The following is a 24,498-nucleotide window of genomic DNA, read 5'->3' as shown; positions in this document are numbered from 1 at the left end:
GAATGGCTTTTAAAAAGTTTCCAATCTCTCTATTATAGCTTAATCAACCCGTCCAAAAAAGATTTTCTCAGGAAAAGGACATAAAAACGGTTGGCTGTCGAATAATGTAATAGACTATGGCAAATCGATTCTTTACATCATATAATTTGAAATATAATCAGAAATGTTTTAATTTATGGAATCTGAAAGGAAAAGGATATGGATGACAAGGAATTGAATCAGGAAGAATTTTTGAGAATTCTTATGCATGCGTATGACATTGGTGAAAAATCAAAAGACATAACGACGAAAGAACTTCTTGAAGATCTCATTCTTCATATCAAAAATGGATATACGACGTAAAAGGTGTGCAAACTGCGGTTTGCACACTTTTTCGTTCAGCAAAAAGCGCGCAGGTCCTGCAAAAGTCGATATTTAATACCATATAAAGACGCGATTTCCCCGGTATCTCCCGTTATTTGTCAGGATTCATTTCTTTCGGAAACGAAAGAACCATGTATAATCAAAGGGAGGTGTTTAATTTGCTGAAAATTTAAATAAATACGCGAATCCTAGAGGGAGGCTTTTATGAGAGATCATATCGGCTTTAAAGATGTGTTCATCGTTTTGAAAAAAAGATTCGTTCTGATCGCACTGATCACCATTGCGGCCGCTCTGTCCAGCGCTGCCGTCAGCTTTTATTGGCTCACACCCGTCTACCAGGCATCCGCCCAAATCCTCATCAACGGCCGTCAAACGTCGAACTTCACCGATATTCAGACCAACCTTGAGCTTATCAACACTTATAACGTCATTATGAAAAGCCCGATCATCTTAAATAGGGTTAAAGACGAACTTAACCTGCCGGAAACGGCTGAAGACCTGAAGGGAAAAATTACGGTTATCAGCGAAAATGAATCACAGATTGTCAGTATCTCCGCGACTGACAAGGATTATTCCAAGGCGGCGGACATCGCGAACACGGTCGTCGCCGTATTCCAAAGGGACATTGACGGCATTATGGGTGAAAATACCGAAGTCAGCCTTGTTGCGAAAGCAAACCCCGAACATTCGCCTGCTCCCGTCAGCCCGAATAAGAAGTTCAACATCGCCGTTTCTACAGGGTTCGGCCTGCTGTTTGGCGCAGGGCTTGCATTTTTGCTCGAGCTTTTGAAAAATACCGTTCGAAATGAAGAAGACATCGAAAAAGAGCTGAACATTCACGTGTTGGGAAATATTCTGTATGTAAAACCGAAAAAAGGACAAGCCCGGAAGCTGGAAAGCTTTGTCGGTAAAGACCATACGCTCTAAAACGGGAAAACACGGGGAGGTCGCCTATGATCGATATTCATTGCCACATTCTTGCGGACATTGATGATGGGGCAGCATGTATGAATGACAGTGTAGAAATGGCTAAACAAGCCGCCCGTCAAGGGATTCATACGATTATCGCCACACCTCACCACCGAAACGGTGTATACGAACACCAAAAAGAGGCCATTCTTGCAGCTGTTTCGGGTTTAAAGACGCGGGTGCAAAAGGAAAACATCCCGGTGCTCATTTCTCCCGGACAGGAAATCCGCCTGTACGGTGAATTGAAGCGTGATCTTGAACGCGGCAGACTGCTCAGCCTCGCCGGCACAAAGTATTTGCTGATTGAACTTCCTTACCACCATGTTCCGCGGTATGCCGAAAAGCTGCTGTTCGATCTTCAGTTAAATGGTTACATTCCGATTATCGCACACCCCGAGCGGAACCTTGAATTGATGGAGAATCCCGATCTGCTGTACCGCCTTGTCAAGAACGGTGCGTGCGTCCAGCTGACATGTTCAAGTCTTACAGGCCGCTTTGGCAGAAGCGTCAAACGGCTCGCCCGCCGCTTTCTTGAAGCGAACCTTGTCCATTTTATCGCATCAGACGCCCACAACCTCACGACCCGATCTTTCTTTTTTGATGCAGTGGAAAACGATTACGGCCGCGATTTCTTAAACGTGTTTATAAAAAACGCGGGCCTTCTCTTGGAAAACCGGGAGATTCATAAAGATACACCCCGTCCCGTCAAAAAGAAAAAGCTGATGGGCCTGCTGTGAAAGGTTGTTCACAAAAGCCCGTCAGCCAAAATGTCAGCGCCGGTTATGCGGCGCTGATTTTTTATATCATCGATAGAAAGCGGCCGGACGTCGCTTTCTACAAAAGCGGAATGACAAGCCCGCCGTATGCGAAGGCGGCCACGATCAGGAAAGCCGGATGGACGCGGAACTTCGTCAAGGCCGCCAAAGAGATCAGCGCGATGACAAGTGATTGAACCATGCCGATCGACCGGATTGCGTCACCGCCGATTTCCCATGTCAAAAGAAGCATCATCACAGCGATAACCGGCTGAACCGCCAAAGTCATTCCTTTGACGACCGGCGACTGGCGGTAGCGGCCGATCAGTTTGAGCAGCAAAACGAGCGCGATGGCCGAAGGCAGTACAGTTGCGGCAAGAGCAATGAAGACACCGGGCCATCCGAGCACACTGTAGCCGACATAAGCGGCGATTTTTGTCGCGATCGGTCCGGGCAGTGCGTTTGCGAGCGCAAGCATGTTTGAAAATTCCTCTTTTGACAGCCAGTGAAAATGCTGAACAACTTCTTCAAAATTAAGCGGAATTGAAGCCGGACCGCCCCCGTAGCCCAATAAATTTGCAATAAAGAAAGCCCAAAACAAATAAAAAATGATCATGAAGCGGACACTCCCTTATCCTTTTCCCGGGCCGTTTTTCTTTTTAATTTAAAGTGGAACGCGCCATATGTTAAAAACAGGATGACAATGATGCCGGGATGGATGGAAAACACCTGAAGACCCAAAAACGCAAGAATAAAGAAAAGCACGCCGGCAAGCAAGCCGAAGCCTTTCAATGCTTTTTGCCCAAATTCGTAAGCCATGATGCCGAGCATGACAGCGATGACAGGGGTAACAGCGCCGATCATGCCGCTTACGATTTTGGAGTGGCTGAGCACATTAACGGCTGCGAACAAGGCGGCCATCGCAGCGCACGTCGGCAAGATATGAGCCGCTGTGGCCACGACAGCGCCCGGAACACCTTTGACTTTATGACCTAAATATGCCGACATTTTTGTCGCGATCGGTCCGGGCAGCGCATTGGCAATCGCCAAAATTTCCCCGAATTCATCATCATCGATCCATTTGAACTTCGAAACGGCTTCATGACGGATCAGCGGGATAACGGAGGGTCCGCCGCCAAATCCCAATATCCCCGTTCTTGTCATTGCGATGATCAGTTCCCGGTAAGGGTGCTTCATTTCGCGTTTCCTCCTATTCAGTTAAAGCTTCATTCCCATTCGGCTCTTATATCGTTTAATGAGCATCTGGCAGTCGACGCTTACAACGCCTTTCAGAGGGTACAGGCGCTTCGTCAAAAATTCCTCCATCTCCTGATCATTTGCGAAAATGCCGTGCATATGCAGTTTGCTCGGCCCTGTCATATGATAGAGGCTTGTCACGGCGGGCTCTCTTTCCAAAGTAACGGCAACAGCCTCTAAATATTGGGGTTCGACTTCAACATTGAAAAACACCGATACGTGAATCCCGACCTTGACCGGATTGATGACGGCTGTGAATTTTTCGATGATGCCTTCTTCAATCAAGTTGTTGATCCGCGTCTGTACGGCAACTCTTGAAAGTCCCACGCGTTTTCCTAAATCCGTATAAGAGATTCTTCCTTCCTCATGCAAGATCGAAAGGATTTTTTTATCCGTTTCATCAAGAATTAAATTTGGCATATGGTAGTCGAGGCTCACAAATGTCCCTTCCTTTCTGTTTGGTCATTATCATGCGAAATTGCTTGTCAATCGCATTGAAAATGAACATTTTGTAAATTGTATCATAATACAGGTTTCGATATGAATCATTTTAACGTTTTTTTAATACTTATTGAAAAAGGATGTTAGTTTTTCTTCCCTGAAAGTAGCGCCTCTTTAAACGGGCCACTATACTTCAAAGACAAATGGATGCTTGAAAGAAAGGAAGGGAGCTATGGAGAAGCTGAAGATCGGTTCGAAACAAATGGTTGTCAGTCCTCATTATCTCGCTTCGCTTGCAGGGCACAGCATCATGGAGAAGGGAGGAAACGCGTTTGACGCGGCTGTGGCAGTAAGCGCGTGCCTTGCTGTTGTCTATCCGCATATGACAGGACTCGGAGGGGATGCTTTTTGGCTGATGTATCACAATGGAAGCGGTGAGATCAAAGGATACAATGGCAGCGGGCGGTCGGGGCGGAAAGCGGACCGGAATCAGTATAAAGGAGAGCGCGCCATTCCGGTCAGGGGCATGAGCAGTGCGATTACCGTGCCGGGGATGGCGGACAGCTGGGCCGAAATACTGGCGGCATACGGCCGTTTATCACTTCGGGAGGTGCTGAAGCCGGCGATCATGTATGCAGAAAAGGGTTTCCCGGTCTCGCCGGATCAATGTCAAAACACGGTGAAAAACGCCGAGTGGCTTTCCGGTATGCCGATCACTGCAGATATTTATCTTCCGGGAGGAAACCCGCCCTCTCCAGGTGAGCGCTTTGTGCAAAAAGAGCTCGCGCGCACTTTGGCGATGATCGCTGAGAAAGGAAGAGACGCCTTTTATAAAGGGGAAATTGCCCAAGCTTCAGCAGCCTATTTGCAAAACAACGGAGGCATCTTGACCCTGGAAGATTTCGAGCGGCATCAAGGGGAATGGGTGTCTCCGCTTTCCTCTACATACAGAGGATATGCGATCTATCAAATGCCTCCGAATTCACAAGGATTTACCGGTCTTATGGCATTGAATATTTTGGAAAACTACGACTTTGGCATGATCGAGCACGGTTCTTTCGAGTATTATCATCTGCTCATCGAAGCATTGAAATTAAGTATTTCCGACAGCAATAAAGTATTGACTGACCCGGCATTTTCCCAAATTCCGCTGGGGCGCCTGCTTGACAAAGGGTATGCGCGGGAGCTGGCCGCAAAAATCGGACTGCCGGCTCTTCAGGCGGAGAGCCAGCCGCTCGGCAGCGATACGGCTTATGCTGCAGCAGTAGATGAAGACGGGAATGCTGTTTCGTTTATTCAAAGTTTGTATTTCGAATTCGGCTCAGGTGTGACAGCTGGAGATACCGGTGTCATTTTGCAGAACAGAGGGTCGTTTTTCTCGCTTGATCCCGGCCATGTCAATTCACTGGAGCCGGGAAAAAGAACTTTTCATACGCTGATGCCCGCCATGGCGTTCAAAGGCGGCAAGCCGAAATTTCTTTACGGAACGCAGGGGGGAGAAGGACAGCCGCAGACGCAGACGGCTCTTATCACGAGAATGATAGATTACGGGATGGATCCGCAAACCGCCGTTCATGAACCGAGATGGGTGTGGGGCAGAACATGGGGAGAACGGGTGGAAGGTGTAAGAATGGAAAGCAGAGTGGCGCCCGAAGTGATTGAAAAACTGCGAAAGCATGGGCATCATGTAACCATTGTCGGCGACTTTGACGGTGTGATGGGTCATGCCGGCATCATCGAGATTGATGATCGAGGTTTCCTGAGAGGGGGAAGCGATCCGAGAAGCGATGGGGCGGCAATCGGCAGTTAACTCCGTTTTCAAAACGCGAAAACGTCAATATGAGAAAAAAACCCCGTGAACAAGGAGGATTTGTCCACGGGTTTTTTTCTATCCGGCTATGAGTATTGATCCGAGATTTCGATGAAATGCTTAAGCGCCGGATTGCGGTTGTCTTTTCGATGTGCGGTAATCCATTCTGCGCGAAGGGGAAAGTCTTCGATTTCTTTGTATACAACATCGAGGTTAAATAATCGTTTAGCCGCTGTAGGCACAACGGCGATTCCCATTCCGGCTGTCACGAGGCCGATCACCATTTGGTATTCTGTAGCTTCCTGGGCGATGTTGGGGATAAACCCGGCTTTTTCACACAAGAAATTAAATTCCGTGTATAAAGAGGGCCACGCTTCTTTGGCAATGACGATCAGCGATTCGTCTTCAAGATCTTTCAAATATACCCGGGGTTTTTCTGTCAGCGGGTGGTGTTTCGGAAGTGCAAGGACACAGTGGCTTTTCTTCACTGTGTATGACTTTAGCTCGTCGTTTCCCAACGGGGGATGCAGCACGCCGATGTCAATGTGTCCGTTTAGCAGTGCTTCGACCTGATTGGGGGTTGAAAGCTCCCGAAGATCAATCTGGACGGACGGGTACCGGTTTCGGTATTCCCTGATGATGGGAGGCATGATCTCGTATGTTGCGGAGCCGACAAAGCCGATCACGAGTCTGCCCAGCTCCCCGCGGGCCGTCCGCTGAGCCATGTCGACGGCTTGATCAATCTGGGAAAGTCCTTCCTTGATTTGTTTTAAAAAGACCCCGCCTGCCGCCGTCAGCCTGACGGCTCTTTTTGACCTCTTCAGCAAGGTGACGCCTATTTCACTTTCTAGCTGTTTAATCTGCTGGCTGAGCGGAGGCTGAGTCATGTTCAGCCGAAGAGCTGCTTTTCCGAAATGCAGTTCTTCGGCAACAACCATAAAATAACGAAGATGGCGCAGCTCCATTATTCACTCATTCCTTTCTGAATGCGATTTCAGTCGTTTTACATATTAATTGTAAGACAAAGAAGTATTGGAAAACAATTTCCACAAGATGTATATTTAATAATACAATAATTTTATTAAAAATTCATTGTAAACGAATGAAAATGGAGGAGTGAGGGCTTTGAAAAATGTAGCCGCTAAAAATGAAACTCTTACTGTAAGAGGAGCAGAGCTTGTGGTGGATAGTCTCATTCAGCAAGGTGTCACTCATGTTTTCGGTATTCCGGGAGCGAAAATCGATGCGGTGTATGACGTATTGAAAGACAAGGGGCCTGAACTGATTGTTTGTCGTCACGAGCAGAATGCAGCATTTATGGCGGCGGCAGTCGGACGATTGACTGGAAAGCCCGGTGTTTGCCTGGTGACTTCGGGTCCGGGAGCGTCTAATTTAGCGACCGGTCTTGTAACAGCCAATACAGAAGGAGATCCGGTTGTTGCCCTGGCGGGTGCTGTAAAAAGAGCGGATCGTCTCAAAAGAACTCATCAATCGATGGATAATGCGGCGTTGTTTCAGCCGATTACAAAATATAGCGCAGAAGTGGAAGATGCGAACAACATCCCTGAGGCGGTAACCAATGCATTCAGAGCGGCAGCTTCCGGACAGGCCGGGGCAGCGTTTCTCAGCTTTCCGCAGGACGTTACGGCCGGTCCGGCAACTGCCAAGCCGGTGAAAACCATGCCGGCGCCGAAGCTGGGCGCGGCTCCGGATGAACTGATCAGCGCGGCTATCGCCAAAATTCACAATGCGAACCTTCCCGTCGTGCTTGTAGGGATGAAAGGCGGAAGACCTGAAGCGATTGAAGCGGTCCGCCGTCTGCTGAGAAAAGTGAAACTGCCGTTTGTTGAAACATACCAAGCAGCGGGTACGCTGTCTCACGATTTAGAAGACCAGTACTTCGGCCGGATCGGATTATTCCGCAATCAGCCCGGAGATATTTTGTTGGAAAAAGCGGATCTCGTTTTGACGGTCGGCTATGATCCGATTGAATACGACCCCGTCTTTTGGAACGGAAAAGGCGAGCGCAGCGTGATTCATCTTGATGAAATACAAGCCGATATCGATCATGACTATCAGCCTGAAATTGAGCTGATCGGCGATATCGCAGAGACATTAAACCATATTGAACATGATTCTTTGCCGGTTTCCATCGATGAATCATTTGCACCTGTACTTGATTATTTGAAGAAAGCGCTGGAGGAGCAAAGCGAGCCGCCTAAAGAAACAAAAACGGATCTTGTTCATCCGCTGCAAATCGTTCGCGATTTGCGTGATTTGCTGAGCGATGATATAACAGTGACTTGCGACATCGGCTCCCATGCGATTTGGATGTCGAGATATTTCCGCACATACCGTCCGTATGGACTGCTGACTTCAAATGGCATGCAGACGCTGGGCGTTGCTTTGCCGTGGGCGATCGCAGCAACACTGGTCAATCCGGGACAGAAAGTCGTGTCTGTTTCCGGGGACGGAGGCTTCCTGTTCTCCGCGATGGAGCTTGAGACAGCGGTCAGATTGAAAGCGCCGATCGTTCACATTGTCTGGAATGACAGCACATACGATATGGTTGCGTTTCAGCAGGAGATGAAATACAAGCGGACGTCCGGAGTCGACTTCGGCGGAATCGATATTGTAAAATATGCTGAAAGCTTTGGAGCAAAAGGTTTAAGGGTCAATTCGCCAGACGAATTGGCAGAGGTGCTTAAAGCTGGTCTTGATGCAGAGGGTCCGGTTGTCATTGATATTCCGGTTGATTACAGCGACAACGTTCATTTGGCTGATCAGCGTTTTCCAAAAAACTTTGAGGAACATTTTAGTAAACAAGCCTCTAAGCAATCTTGATCACAGCAAGTCCAGTCATAACAAACAAAATCAAGGGAGTGAAAAGAGGAAAATGAAAAGTGCAAGCAAACAAAAAGTGGTTCAGCCCGTTGACAAGAACCTCGACCAGGTCTTTCAGGTCTCAACGATGATATCGTTATTGGACGGGATTTATGACGGGGATTTTTACATGTCTGAAGCAAAGGATTACGGAGACTTCGGGATCGGAACATTCAACCGGCTCGACGGTGAGCTGATCGGTTTCGACGGTGAGTTTTACCGTCTTCGTTCCGATGGCAAAGCCTATCCTGTTCAAGGAAGCGATTGTTCTCCGTTTTGCTCGCTCGCTTTCTTCCGGCCGGATATTTATCACGAAATCAAGCAGCGGATGCCGCTTAAGGCGTTCGAGGAAGAAATGAAACGGATCATGCCGAGTGAAAACCTGTTTTACGCGATCCGCATGGACGGAATCTTTAAGAAAGTCAAAACGAGAACGGTTGAACTGCAGGAAAAACCGTACGTGCCGATGGTCGATGCGGTAAAATCGCAGCCGATCTTTGATTTTAATGATATTAAAGGGACGATCGTCGGCTTTTGGACGCCGCAATATGCCAACGGAATCGCAGTTTCCGGCTTCCATCTTCACTTTATTGATGAAGACCGCAATGTCGGCGGACACGTTTTCGATTATGAAATCGAAGAATGCACGGTGCAAATTTCTCAAAAACTCAATATGAATCTCAGATTGCCGAATACGCAAGATTTCTTTAAAGCGGATCTCAATAAACATGATCTTGCAGCCGGAATCGAAGCGGCCGAAGGCAATCCCGAGTAAATGAAAAAGCCCCCTCTTTGAAAAGGGGGCTTTTTTGCGTTCGCTTGCTTCCTTAAAAATACTGTTGCGTATGCTGAGAGGTGACGGTGAAAAAGTCCGGAATCCAGCGGGCCGTTTTGCTTATGCTTTCATTCCGGCAATCAATACCGCTTTCAGACAAAAAGACACCGGATGCCCGTTTTCACCGTGGACGATGTTAAACATGTCACGGCACGACTGGGACGGTTCTGACAAATGGGCATGGATGGCTGCCTTTCTTTGTTCAGGTACGGCGCCTCTTCGAAGCCAGCTCTCGTAATCGATCGGAAGATTCCATCTCTCCCGGATGGCAAAATCAAGTCCGTTCTCTTTAAACAGCTTCTGCCATTCGCTCTCTGAATATTCCCTTACGTGTGACGGGTCTCTCAATTGATTGAGCCGATTTATAAATCGGTCTAAAGCTTCGTCCTCCGGAGCACAATGATCGATGAGGAGAAAGGAGCCGCCTTTTTTCAAGACGCGCGCTATTTCCTGCATGGCCCGGCTGATCTCCGGGAAATGGTGGGCTGCATACCGGCATGTGACAATATTAAAGGACTCGTCTGCAAAATCCAATTGTGCTGCATCGCCTTGAAGAAAAACCACATTTTCAGCATTTTTCTGTTTGGCAAATTGAGCCGCGGTTTGAACCATTTTTTCTGTAATATCGATTCCTGTGCAATGTTTGACAAAAGTCGAAAAGGCAATGGCCGTATGTCCCGCTCCGGTTCCGATATCAAGCAGGGTTTCACCGCCGTTCAGATTCCGGCAGCTGACCATGGCATCAAGATCTTTTCCCGATGAGAACAGCGGCTCATCTCGATATTGCTCCGGATTTTTTGAAAATTGCCGTTGCGCGCTAGTTTTCATTTGTATCATCCTCCTATCGGCTATGTATTTATATTAGGGGAGTCGACAGCCATCAGTCTAAGATATAAAATGTTTGAAAATGATAGGCGGAAACTATGGGGGTGCGGGAATTGGATATGAGACTTTTTGAATACGCGGCAGAGATTTTCAAAAAAGGCAGTTTTACAAAGGCGGCTGCCAGCCTGCATATCGCTCAGCCTTCACTGAGCCAGCAAATAAAAAAGCTGGAAAGCGAGCTCGGCTTTCCGCTGTTTTACAGAAACAGAGAGGGGGTCTCGCCGACTCCTCAAGGGATGCGCTTCATCCGAAAAGCGCAGGATATTTTGCGGTCAAGAGATGAACTGCTGTGTGAAATGCGCGATCAGCTCGAGGAAATGGGGACGGAATTATCGATCGGCGTTCCCGCTGTCACGGGAGGGTATCTTCTTCCGCCGCTCCTGAAAGCCTTTCTGAAAAAGCATCCGAACGTACAGGTTCAGCTGATAGAAGACTCGCCGGCGGCATTGGAAAAAATGACGGAAAACGGATCGGTGGACCTGTCGATTCTCCCTTTGCCGATTGAAAATGACAGGCTCGCGATCCGGCCGATACTGACCGAGCCGCTTTTTTTGGCGATTCCAAATGAAAGGGAGAGCTGGATGACCGGCCAATTGCGGAAGCTCATCATTTCGGTCCGGTCGAATGCCGAAAAAAACCCCCTTGCTTTGAAAACGGCCGAGGATGTGCCGTTTATTTTATTAAAAGAAGGCTACGGCTTCCGTAGAATGGTACTTGATTTATGTGCGGAGGAAGGGTTTCAACCGAAAGTGACCTTCAAAACAAGCAGCATTGAAACCGCCCAATCTCTCGTTGAACACGGAATGGGGGTCACGGTCGTGCCCCGGATGGTCATGCGGATGTTCCTTTGCAATCCGATCCGTCCCGGACGCTTGTGTTTGCTTATCCGGAAACATGCTATTTGAGCCGGGCGGCAAAAGCTTTTATGGAGATGGCCAAAAAAAAATCAGACCTCCATTTATGAAGAGGTCTGATTTTGTAGTTACTTTTTCGTTTCCAGTTTGAGCGGTGCGGGTATCGTTTTTTCAACTTTTTTGCCGTTCAAAATATCGCGGGCCGCTTGTACGGCGAGCTTGCCGATCAATTCAGGCTGCTGGGCGATCGTGGCCGACATATCTCCGGCCTGAACCGCTTTAACCGCATCTTCATTGCCGTCGAAGCCAACGACAAGTATCTCTTTCCCTGAGCTTCTGATCGCTTCAATCGCGCCGAGCGCCATTTCGTCATTATGGGCGAAAACCGCTTGAATATCAGGATTTCCTTGAAGAAGGTTCTCCATAACGTTCAACCCTTTTGTCCGGTCAAAGTCGGCTGTTTGCTTGGCGATCACATTCAGCTTGTCATCAGCGGTCTTATGAAACCCTGAGCCCCGTTCCCTTGTTGCCGATGCACCGGGGACGCCTTCAAGTTCAGCCACTTTTGCGCCTTTGCCGAGCTGCTGTACGATAAAGTCCGCTGCCATTTGCCCGCCTTTTACGTTATCTGAAGCGACGAGCGTTTCTACTTTTCCGTTTTCGGCGGAGCGGTCAAGGGTGACGACCGGAATGCCAAGCGAATTGGCCGATTGGACTGCCGTTGAGATGGCGGAGGAGTCGGCCGGATTGATCAATAAAGCGTCAACGCCTTGCTGCAGAAGATCTTCGACATCATTCGTCTGCTTTGCTGAATCATCCTGTGCATCGACGACAATCACTTCAATCCCTTGTTTTTTTGCTTCTTTGACAACTCCGTTCTTTAATGAAACGAAAAACGGGTTTTTCAAAGTCGAGACAGATAAACCGATTTTGATATCGGTTCCTTTTTCTTTATTTGGCTTTGCCCATTCCGGCGGCTCCAGCGAGCAGGCGGACAGAAACAGAAGCGCCAATGCGGTGAAAACCGTTAATGTTTTTTTCATCAGTATAGCCCTCCTTAAGCGGATTTCTTGCGGTCCAGCAGGACTGCGATCAAAATGACGACACCTTTGACGACCATTTGGAAAAAGGAAGAGACGCCAAGCAGGTTCAAGCCGTTATTCAACGTTCCGATGATGAGCACGCCGATGAGTGTGCCGGCAATTCGTCCTCTTCCTCCGGCAAGGCTTGTACCGCCTAATACGACCGCGGCAATGGCGTCGAGTTCGTAGGAAGTGCCTGCCGTCGGCTGGGCTGAGTTTAGCCGTGACGTCAAGATGGCTCCAGCCAACGCGGATAATAGGCCGGCAAGAGAATAAATCATCATTTTGACGCGCGGAACTTTAATGCCCGAGATCAGGGCCGCTTTTTCATTTCCGCCGATTGCATACGTGCGGCGGCCGAAAGGCGTTTTGTGAAGGGTCACCCAGAGGATGATAAAGGCGGCCGCCATAGTTATCGCAGGGACGGGGATGCCTAAAAAGTAGCCGCGTCCGAAAAGCTGGAAGCCGTAGTGATTGCCGAGCCCTGTAATCGGATTGCCGTCTGTGTAAACCATCGTCAATCCGCGGAAAATCGTCATTGTCGCAAGTGTTGCGATGAACGGGGCCATTTTGCCCTTCGTGATTAACAGCCCGTTGACCAAGCCGAGCAGGGCTCCAATCAGGCAGCCGATGATGACGGCAAAAACAGGATCGATGCCGCCGGCGATCATGCCGGCGATCAATGCGCTCGACAGCGCCAAAATCGCTCCGACGGAAAGGTCGATTCCGCCGGTCAAAATGACAAAGGTCATGCCGAACGCGATCAGCGCATTAATGGCGACTTGTCTTAACAAGTTTAAAATATTTAACGGTTCTAAAAAGCTCGGGTTTAATACTGATACGATGACGACGAGAATAATCAGGCCGAGAAACGGACCGAGCTTTTGCATTACAGAATCGACATTAAGGCTTTTTTTCACAGCCGGTTGAGTTTTCATGTTACCGCCCTCCTGTAGCGAGTGTCATAATTCGTTCTTGCGTGGCATCATTTCTTGATAGCTCACCGCTTAGCGTTCCTTCATGGATCACAAGCACGCGGTCGCTCATCCCGAGAATCTCGGGGAGCTCTGAAGAGACCATGACGATCGCGACGCCGCGGTCTGTCAGCTCGTTCATCAGCTGATAAATCTCCCTTTTCGCGCCGACATCGACGCCTCGCGTCGGCTCATCCAAAATCAGCACTTTAGGACCGATTCCGATCCATTTGGCGATGACCACTTTTTGCTGGTTCCCTCCTGAAAGGTTTAGCGCGTGGGTTTCCGGCGATTTCGTTTTGATCGTCAGCCGCTTGATCAGAAGGTCGACAAATTCCTGCTCGCTTTTTTTGTCAATCCATCCTTTCGGTGAAAAGCTGGCGAGATTCGGAAGGGCGATATTTTCCCTGATGGACGTGTCGAGCACAAGTCCTTCATCCTTGCGGTTCTCAGTAATAAAACCGATTCCTTTTTGAACGGCATCGCTCGGTTTTTTGAGCGTCGCTTTTTTGCCTTCGATGAAAATGTCTCCCGAATCAAGCGGATCGAGCCCGAAAATCGCCCTCATCAGCTCGGTGCGCCCGGCACCCATCAGTCCTGAAATCCCGACGATTTCGCCGGAGCGGACGGTAAAGCTGATATTTTGGAAGACGCCTTTTTTGGATGCCTGCTTGACTTCGAGAACGACGCGTCCCGGATTTGGCTGTCTTTCAGGATAGCGTTCGGTCAGCTCCCGTCCGACCATCTTTTTCACCACTTCATGAAAGTTGGTGTCGGGAATCCGTTTCGTGTCGACCGTTTTTCCGTCGCGCATCACCGTGATCCGGTCGCAAATCGTGAAGATTTCTTCCATGCGGTGGGATATATAGACGATGGAGACGCCGTTTTTCTTTAATGCTCTAATGACGCCGAACAGTTTTTCAATTTCTCTTTCTGTCAACGCTGCCGTCGGTTCATCCATGATGATCACTTTCGCGTCTGTCATAAGGGCTTTTGCGATTTCGATCATTTGCTGCTGGCCGACGGAACAGTCTCCGGCTTCTTTTTCAAGAGAAATCGAGACTCCGAGTCTTTCAAGCTGCTCTTTTGCTAGCGCTTTCATTTTCTTGTTATTTAAAAATCCAAGTTTGGAAGAAAGCTCTCTGCCGATAAACAGATTTTCCAATACGGTCATTTCAGGCCAAATGTTCAGCTCCTGATGGATAAAGGCAATGCCGTTCTGTTCGGCTTTCTTTGGATCTGAAAAATACGTTTCTTTTCCGTCGATTTCGATCGTTCCGCTGTCCAGCTTGTGAAGTCCAGTCAACAGATTCATGAGTGTCGACTTTCCGGCGCCGTTTTCTCCCATTAAAGCGTGGACTTCACCTTCCTGAAGTTCGAAAGAAACGCCGGACAGCACCTGGTTTTGGCCAAAAGCTTTATAAATGTCCTTCATTTTAATATGCATGGGCTATCCCTTCTTTCCAGATGTAGAATGTAAACATCTAAAAGATCACTCCCGCGTGCAAGATGCAATTTGCATAAGGTGTTGCTTCCCCTGTGCGAATGACCGCTTTTGCGTGGCTCGTCGCTTTTTTGAATGCTTCGTGCGGGATATAGTCAATTTTTTGGTTTGAAAATTCAGCTTTTAAAAATGCGGCTTGACCGGGATTGACGCTTTCTATTTCTTCGGCTGCCGTCACTTTTTCGACGGCCATTTCATCGGCGATGAGCTTTGTGACCTCTTGAAATCCGGGCGTACCCAATGTCAGCGCAAGATCGATTTTGGGGACGCCGGGAGGAACGGGCAGGCCGGCGTCCGCGATGACGACGGTGTCGGTATGTCCGAGATCGGCCAGTAATTTTGCGATATGGCTGTTTAAAATCCCGTGTTTTTTCATGACAATTCACGCTCCACTTCATCCCGTTTCGGCATGCCGCCTTGCGCGCCGAATTTCAAAACCGAGAGGGAAGCCGCCCGGTTCGCAAAGCGCAAGGCAGATTCGATGCTTTGTCCTTCGGAAAGCGCAACGGCCAATCCCGCATTGAAGGTGTCTCCGGCTCCCGTCGTATCAATTGCATTGACAGGGAATGAAGGGACGATCCTTTCTTCCAGACCATTGTGATAGCGGACTCCGTTTTTTCCTTCTGTGATGAACAGCTTTTCCGGATAGCGCTTTAACGCTTCCTCCCGGGACATGCCCTGAAACAGTACCGAAGCTTCATGCTCGTTTGGCGTAATGTAGGCCGCAAGTTCGACCGTTTCCGGGCGAAGCGGACGAGCTGGTGCCGGATTCAGCAGGAGAGGAATGCCGAGTGAGCTGCACAGTCCGCTGACATAATCGACGGTTTCTTCCGGAATCTCCTGCTGAATCAGAACGATGTCTGCCTGTTTAATCGCAGGCAGCGCTTTTTGAACGTATTCAGGTGTGACATGGTCATTTGCCCCTTTGACGACGATAATACTGTTGTCGCCGTCTGCGAGAACGATATGTGCGGTGCCGCTTTCCTGACCTGTAACCGGTTCCACATAGTCTGTCAAAACACCATTCGCTTGAAAATTGTCGAGGATGGCTTTTCCGTAATGATCATCGCCGACGCAGCCGATCATATGGACCTCTGCACCAAGCCGGGCCGCAGCCACTGCCTGGTTGGCGCCTTTTCCGCCCGGAACCGTTTTAAAAGATTCGCCAAGCACCGTTTCTCCGGCAGCCGGCCGCTTAGGCGATGTCACAACTAAATCCATCGAAGAGCTGCCAATCACACATATTTTACTCATTGTCATTCCGCCTTTCTTGTCGTTTGTCTTTCAATAAAGGCAACCGGCATCTGCACTGCCGATTGTTCAATATATTCATTTTTCATTAATCTCAGCAGCAGTTTTGCCGCTTCTTTTCCCATTTCATAGGCGGGCTGCCTGATCGTTGATAAAGAGGGGAAAAGCAATTCGCTTTGCGGAATGTCATCAAAGCCGATAATCTGCAGTTCGTCGGGAACTTTGATCTTCCGTTTTAAGGCTTCATGCAAAACGGCTGTCGCCACAATGTCATTGCTTGCGATTACGCCGTCTGTTTCCGGATAGGAGGCAAACAGCTCCGCTGCCCGTTTTTGGGCTTCCGGAAATGAAAATGTCTCGGTTTTCATAACATGAAAATCGATATCGGCACCGCTTAGCATCTCCAGCGCTCCGTTGAAACGGTCTCTTGCAGTCTGAAGGTGGGCCGGTCCTTTAATCAGCGTAATTCGTTTCGCGTTTCTCCTGACCATTTCAGCCGCAGCGATTCTGCCGCCTTCGCGGCTGTCCGCGAATACAGCCGGCGCATTCTCGCCCGTCCGGTCAAGGAAGACAATCGGCATGGACAAGTCTTGATAATTTGGCGCATCCGGATAATTGGTCGCTGAAATGACTCCGACCACATGATTTTGTTTAAACGTCTGCAAATAATCAAGCTCTTTTTCCAAATTTTCATCGCTGTTTCCGAAGATGAGCCGAAAGCCGAGGCGGTGGATCTCATCTTCAACGCCGCGCGCAAGCTGAGGAAAGAACGGGTTTGTGATATCCGGCAGCAGCAGTCCGATCAGTCTGGACTCCCTTTTATAGAGAGACCTGGCCACTTCATTCGGGTGGTAATTCAGTTCTTCCATCGCTTTTAACACGCGTGTCCTCGTGTCTTCATGGACGTATCCCGTCTCATTTAATACCCGGGAAACCGTAGCGACAGATACTTTTGCAGCAAGTGCGACGTCTTTAATCGTAGCCAAAAAAGACTTCTCCTCTCCATTTATGTAACCGTTTACATAAAGATTATCATGATCCTTTTAAAATCTCAATAAAAAAGTCCGGGCGCTAAAATTTTTAGCCGGGTTGGGATATAGAGACATATACAAGTATGTTGAATAGAAAATAACCTTCATTCGGCATAAATTGGCGACTACAGTAACAATGAGAATAATAAGAAAAATTAAAAATGTTAAAGTTTGATGAATTATCGTTGAAAAAAATTAATGGCTTTTTAAATCTTAGGATTTTAACCTAAAATCTAAAGAAATAAGGTGAATCGAACGGCTCACAAAAAATTTGGATTTGTTAATGAATCCCGCTTTATGCTTAAAGAGATTTTCATTTTTTAATAGGTGATCTGATTGTCATAGGACGCATTTGTTTTGAAGAGGGAATATTGGTGACTTTTTAACCTGTTGGAAAAGAGCGAAAATACAAAAAGAAAGGGGATATCCCGGTTGACATCCCATTTATAGGGGATTTCAGCCGGGGGAAAAAGAGACCCTGAATCCATCCTTCAATCTTTCATCAGAAATAGGGAGAAAAGTACAAAAATCATAATGTCGAATTTTGAAAGCGCATACTTAAAACGCTGACAAAAAACTGATAGGAATTAAGAACTTTCGATTACCAAAAATATCAATAAAAAGATAGGCATTATTGACTCGGACTAGGTGATCTTTGTCACGGAAAATTTCGTCGTCTTCTGTTACATAATGCCGATTGTGATTTCATAGTGAACCTATATACTGATGAATGAATTTACATATCAGATTCCAAGAAGGAGATGTAGACAAACAATGTGGGTAATGCTATTAGCCTGTGTGATCGTTGTTGGGATCGGCATTTATGAAAAAAGGCGCCACCAGCAAAACATCGATGCGCTGCCTGTCCGAGTGAACATCAACGGGATACGCGGAAAGTCCACGGTGACAAGATTAACAACAGGGATATTAATCGAGGCAGGCTACAAAACAGTAGGAAAAACAACCGGGACAGACGCAAGGATGATTTATTGGGACACACCGGAAGAGAAACCGATCAAAAGAAAACCTCAAGGCCCGAATATCGGAGAACAGAAAGAGGTTATGAAAGAAACGGTGGAAAGAGGGGCCAATGCGATTGTCAGTGAGTGCATGGCCGTTAACCCTGATTACCAAATCATCTTTCAGGAAGAATTGCTTCAGGCTAATATCGGCGTGATCGTGAACGTGCTGGAGGATCACATGGATGTGATGGGACCGACTTTGGATGAAATTGCAGAAGCTTTCACAGCAACCATTCCTTATAATGGACATTTAGTTATCACTGATAGTGAGTATACCGATTTCTTTAAGCAGATTGCAAAAGAAAGGAACACAAAAGTCATCGTCGCAGACAATTCTAAAATAACAGATGAATACCTCAGACAGTTTGAGTACATGGTATTCCCTGATAATGCGTCTCTTGCGCTCGGTGTGGCTCAAGCGTTGGGTATTGACGAAGAAACCGCTTTTAAAGGCATGCTGAATGCGCCGCCTGATCCGGGAGCCATGAGAATTCTGCCGCTGATGAACGCCAAAAACCCCGGACATTTCGTCAACGGTTTTGCGGCCAATGACGCAGCTTCGACTTTAAACATATGGAAGCGTGTAAAAGAAATAGGCTATCCTACGGATCAGCCGATCGTCATTATGAACTGCCGCGCCGACAGGGTAGACAGAACACAGCAGTTTGCGGAAGATGTCCTTCCTTATATTGAAGCAAGTGAACTTGTGCTGATTGGAGAAACAACAGAGCCGATCGTCAAAGCATATGAAGCAGGCAAAATTCCTGCGGACAAGCTGTTTGATTTTGAGCACAAATCAACGGAAGAAATCATGTTCATGCTGAAAAACAAGCTTGAGGGCCGCGTCATTTACGGAGTCGGAAATATCCACGGAGCAGCGGAGCCTCTCATTGAAAAAATACAAGATTACAAGATTAAGCAGCTCGTTAGCTAGGAGGAAGAAAACACAATGTTTGGATCAGATTTATATATCGCCCTCATTTTAGGAGTCTTACTCAGTTTGATTTTTGCAGAGAAAACGGGAATTGTACCAGCCGGCCTCGTCGTACCGGGTTATTTGGGACTTGTGTTCAATCAGCCGATTTTCATGTTGCTCGTTCTTTTTGTCAGTTTGCTGACGTATGTCATCGTGAAATTCGGACTTTCCAAAATTATGATTCTATATGGACGCAGAAAATTCGCAGCGATGCTGATTACGGGAATTCTTTTGAAAATCGGTTTTGATTTTATATATCCGGTGATGCCGTTTGAGATTGCCGAATTCAGGGGAATCGGAATTATCGTGCCGGGGCTGATCGCGAATACCATTCAAAGACAGGGATTAACGATTACGCTTGGAAGTACGCTTTTATTGAGCGGAGCAACATTCGTCATTATGTATGCTTACTATCTAATCTAAAGTTAGGTGTGTCAAATCGATGAAAAAACAACTGAACTTTCAGGAAAAACTGCTGAAGCTTACGAAGCAGGAGAAAAAGAAAACAAACAAGCACGTCTTTATCGTATTGCCCGTTATTTTCTGTTTAATGTTTGTCTTTACTTGGGTCGGAAGCGCCAAAACTCCTTCGCAAATGGACAAAAAAGAAGATGCCAAGCTTACAGCTACTTTTGTGGGCGATATCATGATGGGAAGAAACGTAGAAAAAGTGACAAACTTGCACGGTTCGGAAAGTGTCTTCAAAAATGTGAAGCCGTACTTTAATGTGTCAGATTTTATCACAGGAAACTTTGAAAACCCTGTAACCAATGCAAAGGACTATCAAGAGGCAGAAAAGAACATCCATCTGCAAACGAATCAAGAATCAGTCGAAACATTGAAAAAGCTGAACTTCAGCGTACTGAACTTTGCCAACAACCATGCGATGGACTACGGGGAAGACGGTTTGAAGGATACGCTGAATAAATTCTCAAATGAGGATTTGGAGCTTGTCGGAGCAGGGAATAATCTCGAAGACGCGAAACAGCACGTATCCTATCAGGATGTGAACGGTGTTAAAATCGCAACGCTCGGTTTTACAGACGTCTACACGAAGAACTTTACAGCCAAAAAGAACAGAGGCGGAGTGCTGCCGCTCAGCCCGAAAATCTTTATTCCAATGATCGCGGAAGCATCCAAAAAAGCGGATATCGTCCTTGTCCACGTGCACTGGGGACAAGAATATGACAATGAACCGAACGCCAGACAGAAGGATCTGGCCAAAGCGATTGCGGATGCCGGAGCAGATGTCATCATCGGCGCTCACCCCCATGTTCTCGAACCGATCGAAGTGTATAACGGCACTGTGATCTTCTACAGCCTCGGAAACTTTGTGTTTGATCAGGGCTGGTCAAGAACACGGGACAGCGCGCTTGTACAATACCATTTAATGAATGACGGCAAAGGGCGCTTTGAGATAACGCCTCTCAACATTCGCGAAGCAACACCGACGCCTTTAGGCAAGAGCGATTTCTTGAAACGAAAAGCGATCTTCCGTCAATTGACAAAAGGAACAAACCTCGACTGGAAAGAAGAGAACGGAAAATTGACGTTTGAAGTCGATCATGCGGACAAACTGAAAAATAACAAAAACGGAGTGGTGAACAAATGAAATTTGTCAGAGCCATTTGGCCGTTCGTAGGTTTAGTGTTGATCATTGCATTCATGTCTGCTTTCAAGTATTCTGATGAATTGTCAAACGATGAAAAAGCTAAAATCTCAACGGAAATCCAAAAAGTGAATCAGCAGGATCACACAACGGAAAACCAACAATAACAGTGCAGAAAAGAGAGTGCCGCCGGCACTCTCTTTTTGCGTGTGCTGATTCCGGTTATAAAAGACCTGTGAAAAGCGGCTGATTTGAAAAGGAAACACGACAATTTTCTTAACCGGTCAGTGTATAAAGTTTTATAGAAAATCAGGAGAATATATACATGGTTTTGGGGTTCGTGTTTATTGTATTCTTTTGAAGGGAATAAAAACTGACAAATTTCGACTAAGCTTCAAAAATGCATCACCTTACCAATTCGGGATGGGAACTGCACCTCATGTTCATGACCTCTTTAGAATATTTCCCTTCATCCATTTAATCCGCGCTTAGGTGAAAAAGCTGATCATTCTGTGCTGCGCGTTACTTCTCGCTATGACGCTGCTGTACACGCAAAAAAAGTCCTTTAAATATCCCAATTGAATGACGATGAAAGAGGAAAGAAGAGGAGGAACAGAACAATTGATAAAAAAAGCGGCAAACAAAAAGTTGGTTTTGTTTTGTGGAATTGCGGTGTTTTGGATGTTTTTATTTTTAACGAATCACAATGACGTACACGCCGATACGATCGGCGAGAAAATAGCAGAAACCGCCAGACAGCTTGAGGGTGCGAAATACAGTTACGGCGGAGAGAAGCCGAAAACGGGGTTTGACTCGTCCGGCTTTGTACAATATGTGTTTCAATCGCTCGATATAACGCTTCCAAGAACGGTAAAAGAGCAATCGACCCTTGGAAGCAGCGTCGGCCGTCAGCAGCTCGAAAAGGGGGATCTTGTCTTTTTCAAAAATGCCGAACTGGAAACGGACGGGCCGACTCATGTCGCCATCTACATGGGAAATGATCAAATCATCCACAGCACAAAATCAAACGGAGTTGTCGTGACAAAGCTTGAAGGCAGCTCTTACTGGAGCTCGGGGTATCTTAAAGCGAAAAGGATCACAAAAGAACCTGAGATTTCTATGGACCCTGTCGTTCAAAAAGCGAAGAGCTATGTCGGTGTTCCATATGTATTTGGAGGCAACTCTCCGGATCTCGGGTTTGACTGTTCAGGACTGACCCAATACGTTTTCAGAGAGGTGCTCGGTGTTTATTTGCCAAGATCGGCGGAACAGCAATGGGCGGTCGGTCAAAAGGTGAAGCTTGAAGATATCCGGCCGGGTGATGTTTTGTTTTTCAGCAATACGTACAAACCGGGAATATCCCATAACGCCATCTATGCAGGGGGCGGCCGGTTTATCCATGCGAGCCGTTCAAATAAAGTGACGATCTCTTACTTGTCGGCTTCCTACTGGCAGAAGAAGTTCACAGGAGTCAGACGTTTTGACAACATGTCCCTCCCGAAAAATCCGATTGTATCCGAAGCGATCAGGCATATCGGCGAAGTCGGTTATCAAAAAGGCGGCACATCGCCTAAGGAAGGCTTTGATACGGCGGGGTTTATCCAATATGTCTATAAAACGGCGGCAGGAGTGGAACTTCCGCGGTACGCTGATAAACAATACAGTACAGGCAAGAAAATCACAAAACAGGAGCTGGAGCCTGGAGACATCGTGTTCTTTAAAGGAACCACTGTTCTCAATCCCGCCATCTATATCGGAAACGGCCAGGTCGTTCTTGTCACCTTGTCTGCCGGTGTGACGACAGCAGATATGGAGACGAGCGCCTATTGGAAAGATAAATACGCCGGAAGCGTCAGAATTGAGTAGCAGAAAACCGCTCGAGTCCATCTTCGAGCGGTTTTCTTAATTATTGATATTCATTTTCCAGCAGTTTATTAATGAAATAAGCGACGCCGTTTTCGTCATTGCTTTTCGTGATAAACGTGCTGATATGCTTCAGTTCATCGATTGCATTGCCCATCGCGATCCGATGGCCGGCTTCCTCAAACATTGACAGGTCGTTCGGGCTGTCGCCGATCACGTAGATATCTTTTTTCTCGATTCCATAGTGGCGGGCCAGCTCTTTTAAAGCGCGGCCTTTGCCGGATTCATCAGGCAGAATCTCGATGATATGTCTTCCGGAAGATGTGAGTCCCAATTTTGGAAAGGCTGAAAGGTCTTCTTTTGCTTTTTTCAGCTTTTCCATATCAAATGAGAAGCACAACAGCTTATAAATATGTTCGTCTCCGTTAAAAACCTCACGAATGTCGGGCACGGGTTTGATGCCGAATTGTTTAAACTGAGTCAGTGCGCCCTGCCAAAGTGTATCCCTGTCTTCATCAGGGTTGGCGCTTGTGACGATATCGAGCTCTGCTTCAAGCTTCTGCTCTCCGTCATAAGGAGAAAGCAGCGCATCGTCCGTATAAACCTCAAAATAGATTTGATGATCTGTTAAGTATTGGGCCGCCTTTTTTCCGGCTTCCTTGTCCATTAACGTTCTGCTGAGGAGTTTATAGTTGAAATCGTGAACCGTTCCCCCGTTTGCGGCAATAATCGGAATATCCAAATCGTTCAGAAGCGCTTTGACGTCAAATGTGGCCCGTCCCGTGCAAATGGTTACGATGCAGTCTGAGATGAGCGCCTTTTTGATAGCGGCCCGGTTTTCTGCGGATATTTGGCTTTCGGTATTTAAAAGAGTCCCGTCTAAATCGATCGCAATTAACCTCATTATGTAAAGATAACCTCCTGTAAGAGCAGTTTGCCGTTTTTCGGGAGGCGAAAAACAGCTCTCTTCGGCAGTATTCCCTAAAAGGACATGTTATGTAAAAGGCTAAACCTAAATTTAGATTTTTTCAATAGTAAATCTTGAGTTTCATTAAATAGAAAAAGGATGAATGATCTTCATCCTTTTTCTCATTATACATCTAACTGCTGTTTTAATTCCTGCTTGATTTCGTTGAGATTTTCCTGGTCAAGCTGGAAATAGTAGACTTTGCCCGGTTGATAATCGCTCCCTTTCAATTGAAGGGTATCGATCGTTTGAATGGACGTCATAAACGGGATCAGTCCGATTGCATCATTCAGCGACAAGTTCATTGATACGTTCTTTCCGACTGTATCAAGGATATCGTCGTAAGCCGGAATTGAAGTTAGCGATTTGGATTTGTTGATAATCGATTTGATGACTTCCATCTGGCGATCGCCGCGCTTCAAGTCCGTATCGGCTTTTCTCGTTCTTACATAAGCAAGGGCCTCTTCTCCGTTTAGCGTCTGCTCACCTGTTTGGAGGTTGACTTTGCCTTTCGTATCCTTTTTAATCTGCCGGACAATATAGTCTTCTTTGATTGTGATCGGTACACCGCCGAGCTCGTCAACTACTTCTTTGAAAGCTGAAAAATTGGCTTCCATGACGTAATCAACCGGAATGTCGAGCAGGTTTTCGACGGTTTCTGTACTGAGGTCGCGCCCGCCTAATGAGTGGGCATGCGTGATTTTATCAAAGCCGTGTCCAGGGATGTTAACATAGGAATCCCGCGGGATGCTTAATAGTTTCACTGATTTGTCTTTTCTGTTGAACGTGGCGAGAACCATCGCATCGCTTCGTTCTTTGTCCATGCTTTGTCCGGGACGGGCATCAATCCCCATCAACAGGATGGAGAAGTTATCTTTTTTGGGGTTGAACTCTTTAATCCGCTTGACGGACTGTTCTCCTCTGGAAAGGGTGACTTGCGCATCTTTGGAGGCGTTCGCCACTTTGTAGTACGCATAGCCGCCTGCGGCTGCTGTCACCGTCAGGATTAAAGCAATGAAAAACAATGAGTATTTCACCCATTTTCTTAGTCTCTTTTTCTTCGTTCGTTGCGATCGTAGCATGTATAAGCTCCTCTTTTATTTATATTGAAACGTACAATTGTTGAATAAGTCTAAATTTTGATAAAAAAATTGTTTCCCAATCTTG

General features: G+C 47.0%; 25 protein-coding genes. 12 read left to right on the top strand and 13 right to left on the bottom strand.

Features of this window, described 5'->3' with window-relative positions; translation table 11 throughout:
* Positions 1 to 198: 198 nt before the first annotated feature.
* From MHI30_RS19200 to MHI30_RS19190, 3 genes are all read left to right on the top strand, one after another.
* Positions 199 to 342, top strand: a complete 144-nt coding sequence (locus MHI30_RS19200; RefSeq protein WP_020453188.1) for a hypothetical protein — start codon at positions 199 to 201, stop codon at positions 340 to 342.
* A 225-nt stretch (positions 343 to 567) separates the two neighbouring features.
* On the top strand, positions 568 to 1,290 hold the full coding sequence (locus MHI30_RS19195) for a Wzz/FepE/Etk N-terminal domain-containing protein (protein ID WP_075751527.1): 723 nt from the start codon (positions 568 to 570) through the stop codon (positions 1,288 to 1,290).
* A 26-nt stretch (positions 1,291 to 1,316) separates the two neighbouring features.
* Positions 1,317 to 2,069 carry a CpsB/CapC family capsule biosynthesis tyrosine phosphatase gene (locus MHI30_RS19190; protein WP_075751526.1) on the top strand — a complete coding sequence of 251 codons (753 nt, stop codon included), beginning with the start codon at positions 1,317 to 1,319 and terminating at the stop codon, positions 2,067 to 2,069.
* Between the two features lie 97 nt (positions 2,070 to 2,166).
* On the opposite strand, the gene MHI30_RS19185 is transcribed toward MHI30_RS19190, so the two are convergent.
* Genes MHI30_RS19185 through MHI30_RS19175 form a run of 3 tightly spaced genes read right to left on the bottom strand, consistent with a single transcriptional unit; the run spans position 2,167 to position 3,782 of the window.
* Positions 2,167 to 2,703: a chromate transporter gene (locus tag MHI30_RS19185; RefSeq protein WP_065644239.1), complete on the bottom strand. Its 537-nt coding sequence runs from the start codon at positions 2,701 to 2,703 to the stop codon at positions 2,167 to 2,169.
* Positions 2,700 to 3,284 (bottom strand): chromate transporter, encoded by a 585-nt coding sequence (locus MHI30_RS19180; protein WP_065644240.1) that lies wholly within the window; start codon positions 3,282 to 3,284, stop codon positions 2,700 to 2,702. The genes MHI30_RS19185 and MHI30_RS19180 overlap by 4 nt, the downstream gene beginning before the upstream one ends.
* Before the next feature lie 21 nt (positions 3,285 to 3,305).
* Positions 3,306 to 3,782, bottom strand: coding sequence for an Lrp/AsnC family transcriptional regulator (locus MHI30_RS19175; RefSeq protein ID WP_059230832.1), 477 nt, complete (start codon positions 3,780 to 3,782; stop codon positions 3,306 to 3,308).
* Between the two features lie 235 nt (positions 3,783 to 4,017).
* On the opposite strand from MHI30_RS19175, the gene ggt reads away from it, so the two are divergent.
* On the top strand, positions 4,018 to 5,595 hold the full coding sequence (gene ggt, locus MHI30_RS19170) for a gamma-glutamyltransferase (RefSeq protein WP_059230830.1): 1,578 nt from the start codon (positions 4,018 to 4,020) through the stop codon (positions 5,593 to 5,595).
* Positions 5,596 to 5,681: 86 nt separating this feature from the next.
* On the opposite strand, the gene alsR is transcribed toward ggt, so the two are convergent.
* A complete protein-coding gene (alsR, locus tag MHI30_RS19165; protein ID WP_075751525.1) occupies positions 5,682 to 6,560 on the bottom strand; it encodes an acetoin biosynthesis transcriptional regulator AlsR in 879 nt (292 codons plus the stop codon).
* A 160-nt stretch (positions 6,561 to 6,720) separates the two neighbouring features.
* On the opposite strand from alsR, the gene alsS reads away from it, so the two are divergent.
* Together alsS and budA are read left to right on the top strand one after the other, a co-directional pair.
* Positions 6,721 to 8,439 (top strand): acetolactate synthase AlsS, encoded by a 1,719-nt coding sequence (gene alsS / locus MHI30_RS19160; protein WP_020453180.1) that lies wholly within the window; start codon positions 6,721 to 6,723, stop codon positions 8,437 to 8,439.
* Positions 8,440 to 8,491: 52 nt separating this feature from the next.
* Positions 8,492 to 9,253 carry an acetolactate decarboxylase gene (gene budA / locus MHI30_RS19155; protein WP_020453179.1) on the top strand — a complete coding sequence of 254 codons (762 nt, stop codon included), beginning with the start codon at positions 8,492 to 8,494 and terminating at the stop codon, positions 9,251 to 9,253.
* A gap of 120 nt (positions 9,254 to 9,373) precedes the next feature.
* Here the strand turns inward: budA and MHI30_RS19150 are convergent, their stop codons facing one another.
* On the bottom strand, positions 9,374 to 10,141 hold the full coding sequence (locus MHI30_RS19150; protein ID WP_075751524.1) for a class I SAM-dependent methyltransferase: 768 nt from the start codon (positions 10,139 to 10,141) through the stop codon (positions 9,374 to 9,376).
* 116 nt (positions 10,142 to 10,257) lie between these two features.
* Here MHI30_RS19150 and MHI30_RS19145 point away from each other — a divergent pair, with 116 nt between their 5' ends.
* On the top strand, positions 10,258 to 11,103 hold the full coding sequence (locus MHI30_RS19145; RefSeq protein ID WP_237562643.1) for a LysR family transcriptional regulator: 846 nt from the start codon (positions 10,258 to 10,260) through the stop codon (positions 11,101 to 11,103).
* 77 nt (positions 11,104 to 11,180) lie between these two features.
* Here MHI30_RS19145 and rbsB read toward each other — a convergent pair whose 3' ends face one another.
* The 6 genes from rbsB to MHI30_RS19115 are packed head-to-tail and all read right to left on the bottom strand — an operon-like array spanning position 11,181 to position 16,849.
* Positions 11,181 to 12,095 carry a ribose ABC transporter substrate-binding protein RbsB gene (gene rbsB / locus MHI30_RS19140; protein WP_020453176.1) on the bottom strand — a complete coding sequence of 305 codons (915 nt, stop codon included), beginning with the start codon at positions 12,093 to 12,095 and terminating at the stop codon, positions 11,181 to 11,183.
* Positions 12,096 to 12,109: 14 nt separating this feature from the next.
* On the bottom strand, positions 12,110 to 13,072 hold the full coding sequence (gene rbsC, locus MHI30_RS19135; RefSeq protein ID WP_075751523.1) for a ribose ABC transporter permease RbsC: 963 nt from the start codon (positions 13,070 to 13,072) through the stop codon (positions 12,110 to 12,112).
* A 1-nt stretch (position 13,073) separates the two neighbouring features.
* Entirely contained in the window at positions 13,074 to 14,555 is a 1,482-nt protein-coding gene (locus tag MHI30_RS19130; protein WP_075751522.1) for a sugar ABC transporter ATP-binding protein, read from the bottom strand.
* Positions 14,556 to 14,592: 37 nt separating this feature from the next.
* Positions 14,593 to 14,988, bottom strand: coding sequence for a D-ribose pyranase (gene rbsD / locus MHI30_RS19125; protein ID WP_017473880.1), 396 nt, complete (start codon positions 14,986 to 14,988; stop codon positions 14,593 to 14,595).
* A complete protein-coding gene (rbsK, locus tag MHI30_RS19120) occupies positions 14,985 to 15,866 on the bottom strand; it encodes a ribokinase (RefSeq protein WP_075751521.1) in 882 nt (293 codons plus the stop codon). Before rbsK ends, rbsD begins: the two co-directional genes overlap by 4 nt.
* 2 nt (positions 15,867 to 15,868) lie before the next feature.
* The gene (locus MHI30_RS19115; protein ID WP_020453172.1) at positions 15,869 to 16,849 is read right to left on the bottom strand and encodes a LacI family DNA-binding transcriptional regulator; all 981 of its coding nucleotides are present in this window, start codon (positions 16,847 to 16,849) and stop codon (positions 15,869 to 15,871) included.
* 819 nt (positions 16,850 to 17,668) lie between these two features.
* Between MHI30_RS19115 and pgsB the strand changes: the two genes are divergently transcribed.
* The 5 genes from pgsB to MHI30_RS19090 all read left to right on the top strand — a co-directional run bounded on the left by pgsB (position 17,669) and on the right by MHI30_RS19090 (position 22,367).
* Positions 17,669 to 18,850, top strand: a complete 1,182-nt coding sequence (gene pgsB / locus MHI30_RS19110) for a poly-gamma-glutamate synthase PgsB (RefSeq protein WP_003185833.1) — start codon at positions 17,669 to 17,671, stop codon at positions 18,848 to 18,850.
* Positions 18,851 to 18,865: 15 nt separating this feature from the next.
* A complete protein-coding gene (gene pgsC, locus MHI30_RS19105; protein WP_003185831.1) occupies positions 18,866 to 19,315 on the top strand; it encodes a poly-gamma-glutamate biosynthesis protein PgsC in 450 nt (149 codons plus the stop codon).
* Between the two features lie 19 nt (positions 19,316 to 19,334).
* Positions 19,335 to 20,504, top strand: a complete 1,170-nt coding sequence (locus MHI30_RS19100; protein ID WP_059230822.1) for a CapA family protein — start codon at positions 19,335 to 19,337, stop codon at positions 20,502 to 20,504.
* Positions 20,501 to 20,668: a hypothetical protein gene (locus tag MHI30_RS19095; RefSeq protein ID WP_020453170.1), complete on the top strand. Its 168-nt coding sequence runs from the start codon at positions 20,501 to 20,503 to the stop codon at positions 20,666 to 20,668. Before MHI30_RS19100 ends, MHI30_RS19095 begins: the two co-directional genes overlap by 4 nt.
* Positions 20,669 to 21,122: 454 nt before the next feature.
* Complete coding sequence (locus MHI30_RS19090; protein ID WP_059230820.1) at positions 21,123 to 22,367, top strand: C40 family peptidase; 1,245 nt, start codon at positions 21,123 to 21,125, stop codon at positions 22,365 to 22,367.
* Between the two features lie 40 nt (positions 22,368 to 22,407).
* On the opposite strand, the gene MHI30_RS19085 is transcribed toward MHI30_RS19090, so the two are convergent.
* Both MHI30_RS19085 and MHI30_RS19080 read right to left on the bottom strand, forming a co-directional pair.
* Positions 22,408 to 23,268, bottom strand: coding sequence for a Cof-type HAD-IIB family hydrolase (locus MHI30_RS19085; RefSeq protein ID WP_075751520.1), 861 nt, complete (start codon positions 23,266 to 23,268; stop codon positions 22,408 to 22,410).
* Between the two features lie 188 nt (positions 23,269 to 23,456).
* Positions 23,457 to 24,413, bottom strand: coding sequence for an LCP family protein (locus MHI30_RS19080; RefSeq protein WP_059230818.1), 957 nt, complete (start codon positions 24,411 to 24,413; stop codon positions 23,457 to 23,459).
* Positions 24,414 to 24,498: the final 85 nt, after the last annotated feature.

It is taken from the genome of Bacillus sp. FSL L8-0528 (assembly GCF_038593085.1).
GTDB lineage: Bacteria > Bacillota > Bacilli > Bacillales > Bacillaceae > Bacillus > Bacillus paralicheniformis.
Note: the sequence above shows the minus strand (reverse complement) of the source record. Positions and strands in the feature narration are given on the sequence as shown.

Coding starts and splice junctions, on each gene's coding strand:
- MHI30_RS19200 (WP_020453188.1), top strand. CDS start 199: ATGGATGACAAGGAATTGAATCAGGAAGAATTTTTGAGAATTCTTATG.
- MHI30_RS19195 (WP_075751527.1), top strand. CDS start 568: ATGAGAGATCATATCGGCTTTAAAGATGTGTTCATCGTTTTGAAAAAA.
- MHI30_RS19190 (WP_075751526.1), top strand. CDS start 1,317: ATGATCGATATTCATTGCCACATTCTTGCGGACATTGATGATGGGGCA.
- MHI30_RS19185 (WP_065644239.1), bottom strand. CDS start 2,703: ATGATCATTTTTTATTTGTTTTGGGCTTTCTTTATTGCAAATTTATTG.
- MHI30_RS19180 (WP_065644240.1), bottom strand. CDS start 3,284: ATGAAGCACCCTTACCGGGAACTGATCATCGCAATGACAAGAACGGGG.
- ggt (WP_059230830.1), top strand. CDS start 4,018: ATGGAGAAGCTGAAGATCGGTTCGAAACAAATGGTTGTCAGTCCTCAT.
- alsR (WP_075751525.1), bottom strand. CDS start 6,560: ATGGAGCTGCGCCATCTTCGTTATTTTATGGTTGTTGCCGAAGAACTG.
- budA (WP_020453179.1), top strand. CDS start 8,492: ATGAAAAGTGCAAGCAAACAAAAAGTGGTTCAGCCCGTTGACAAGAAC.
- MHI30_RS19150 (WP_075751524.1), bottom strand. CDS start 10,141: ATGAAAACTAGCGCGCAACGGCAATTTTCAAAAAATCCGGAGCAATAT.
- MHI30_RS19145 (WP_237562643.1), top strand. CDS start 10,258: ATGAGACTTTTTGAATACGCGGCAGAGATTTTCAAAAAAGGCAGTTTT.
- rbsB (WP_020453176.1), bottom strand. CDS start 12,095: ATGAAAAAAACATTAACGGTTTTCACCGCATTGGCGCTTCTGTTTCTG.
- rbsC (WP_075751523.1), bottom strand. CDS start 13,072: ATGAAAACTCAACCGGCTGTGAAAAAAAGCCTTAATGTCGATTCTGTA.
- MHI30_RS19130 (WP_075751522.1), bottom strand. CDS start 14,555: ATGCATATTAAAATGAAGGACATTTATAAAGCTTTTGGCCAAAACCAG.
- rbsD (WP_017473880.1), bottom strand. CDS start 14,988: ATGAAAAAACACGGGATTTTAAACAGCCATATCGCAAAATTACTGGCC.
- rbsK (WP_075751521.1), bottom strand. CDS start 15,866: ATGAGTAAAATATGTGTGATTGGCAGCTCTTCGATGGATTTAGTTGTG.
- pgsB (WP_003185833.1), top strand. CDS start 17,669: ATGTGGGTAATGCTATTAGCCTGTGTGATCGTTGTTGGGATCGGCATT.
- pgsC (WP_003185831.1), top strand. CDS start 18,866: ATGTTTGGATCAGATTTATATATCGCCCTCATTTTAGGAGTCTTACTC.
- MHI30_RS19100 (WP_059230822.1), top strand. CDS start 19,335: ATGAAAAAACAACTGAACTTTCAGGAAAAACTGCTGAAGCTTACGAAG.
- MHI30_RS19095 (WP_020453170.1), top strand. CDS start 20,501: ATGAAATTTGTCAGAGCCATTTGGCCGTTCGTAGGTTTAGTGTTGATC.
- MHI30_RS19085 (WP_075751520.1), bottom strand. CDS start 23,268: ATGAGGTTAATTGCGATCGATTTAGACGGGACTCTTTTAAATACCGAA.
- MHI30_RS19080 (WP_059230818.1), bottom strand. CDS start 24,413: ATGCTACGATCGCAACGAACGAAGAAAAAGAGACTAAGAAAATGGGTG.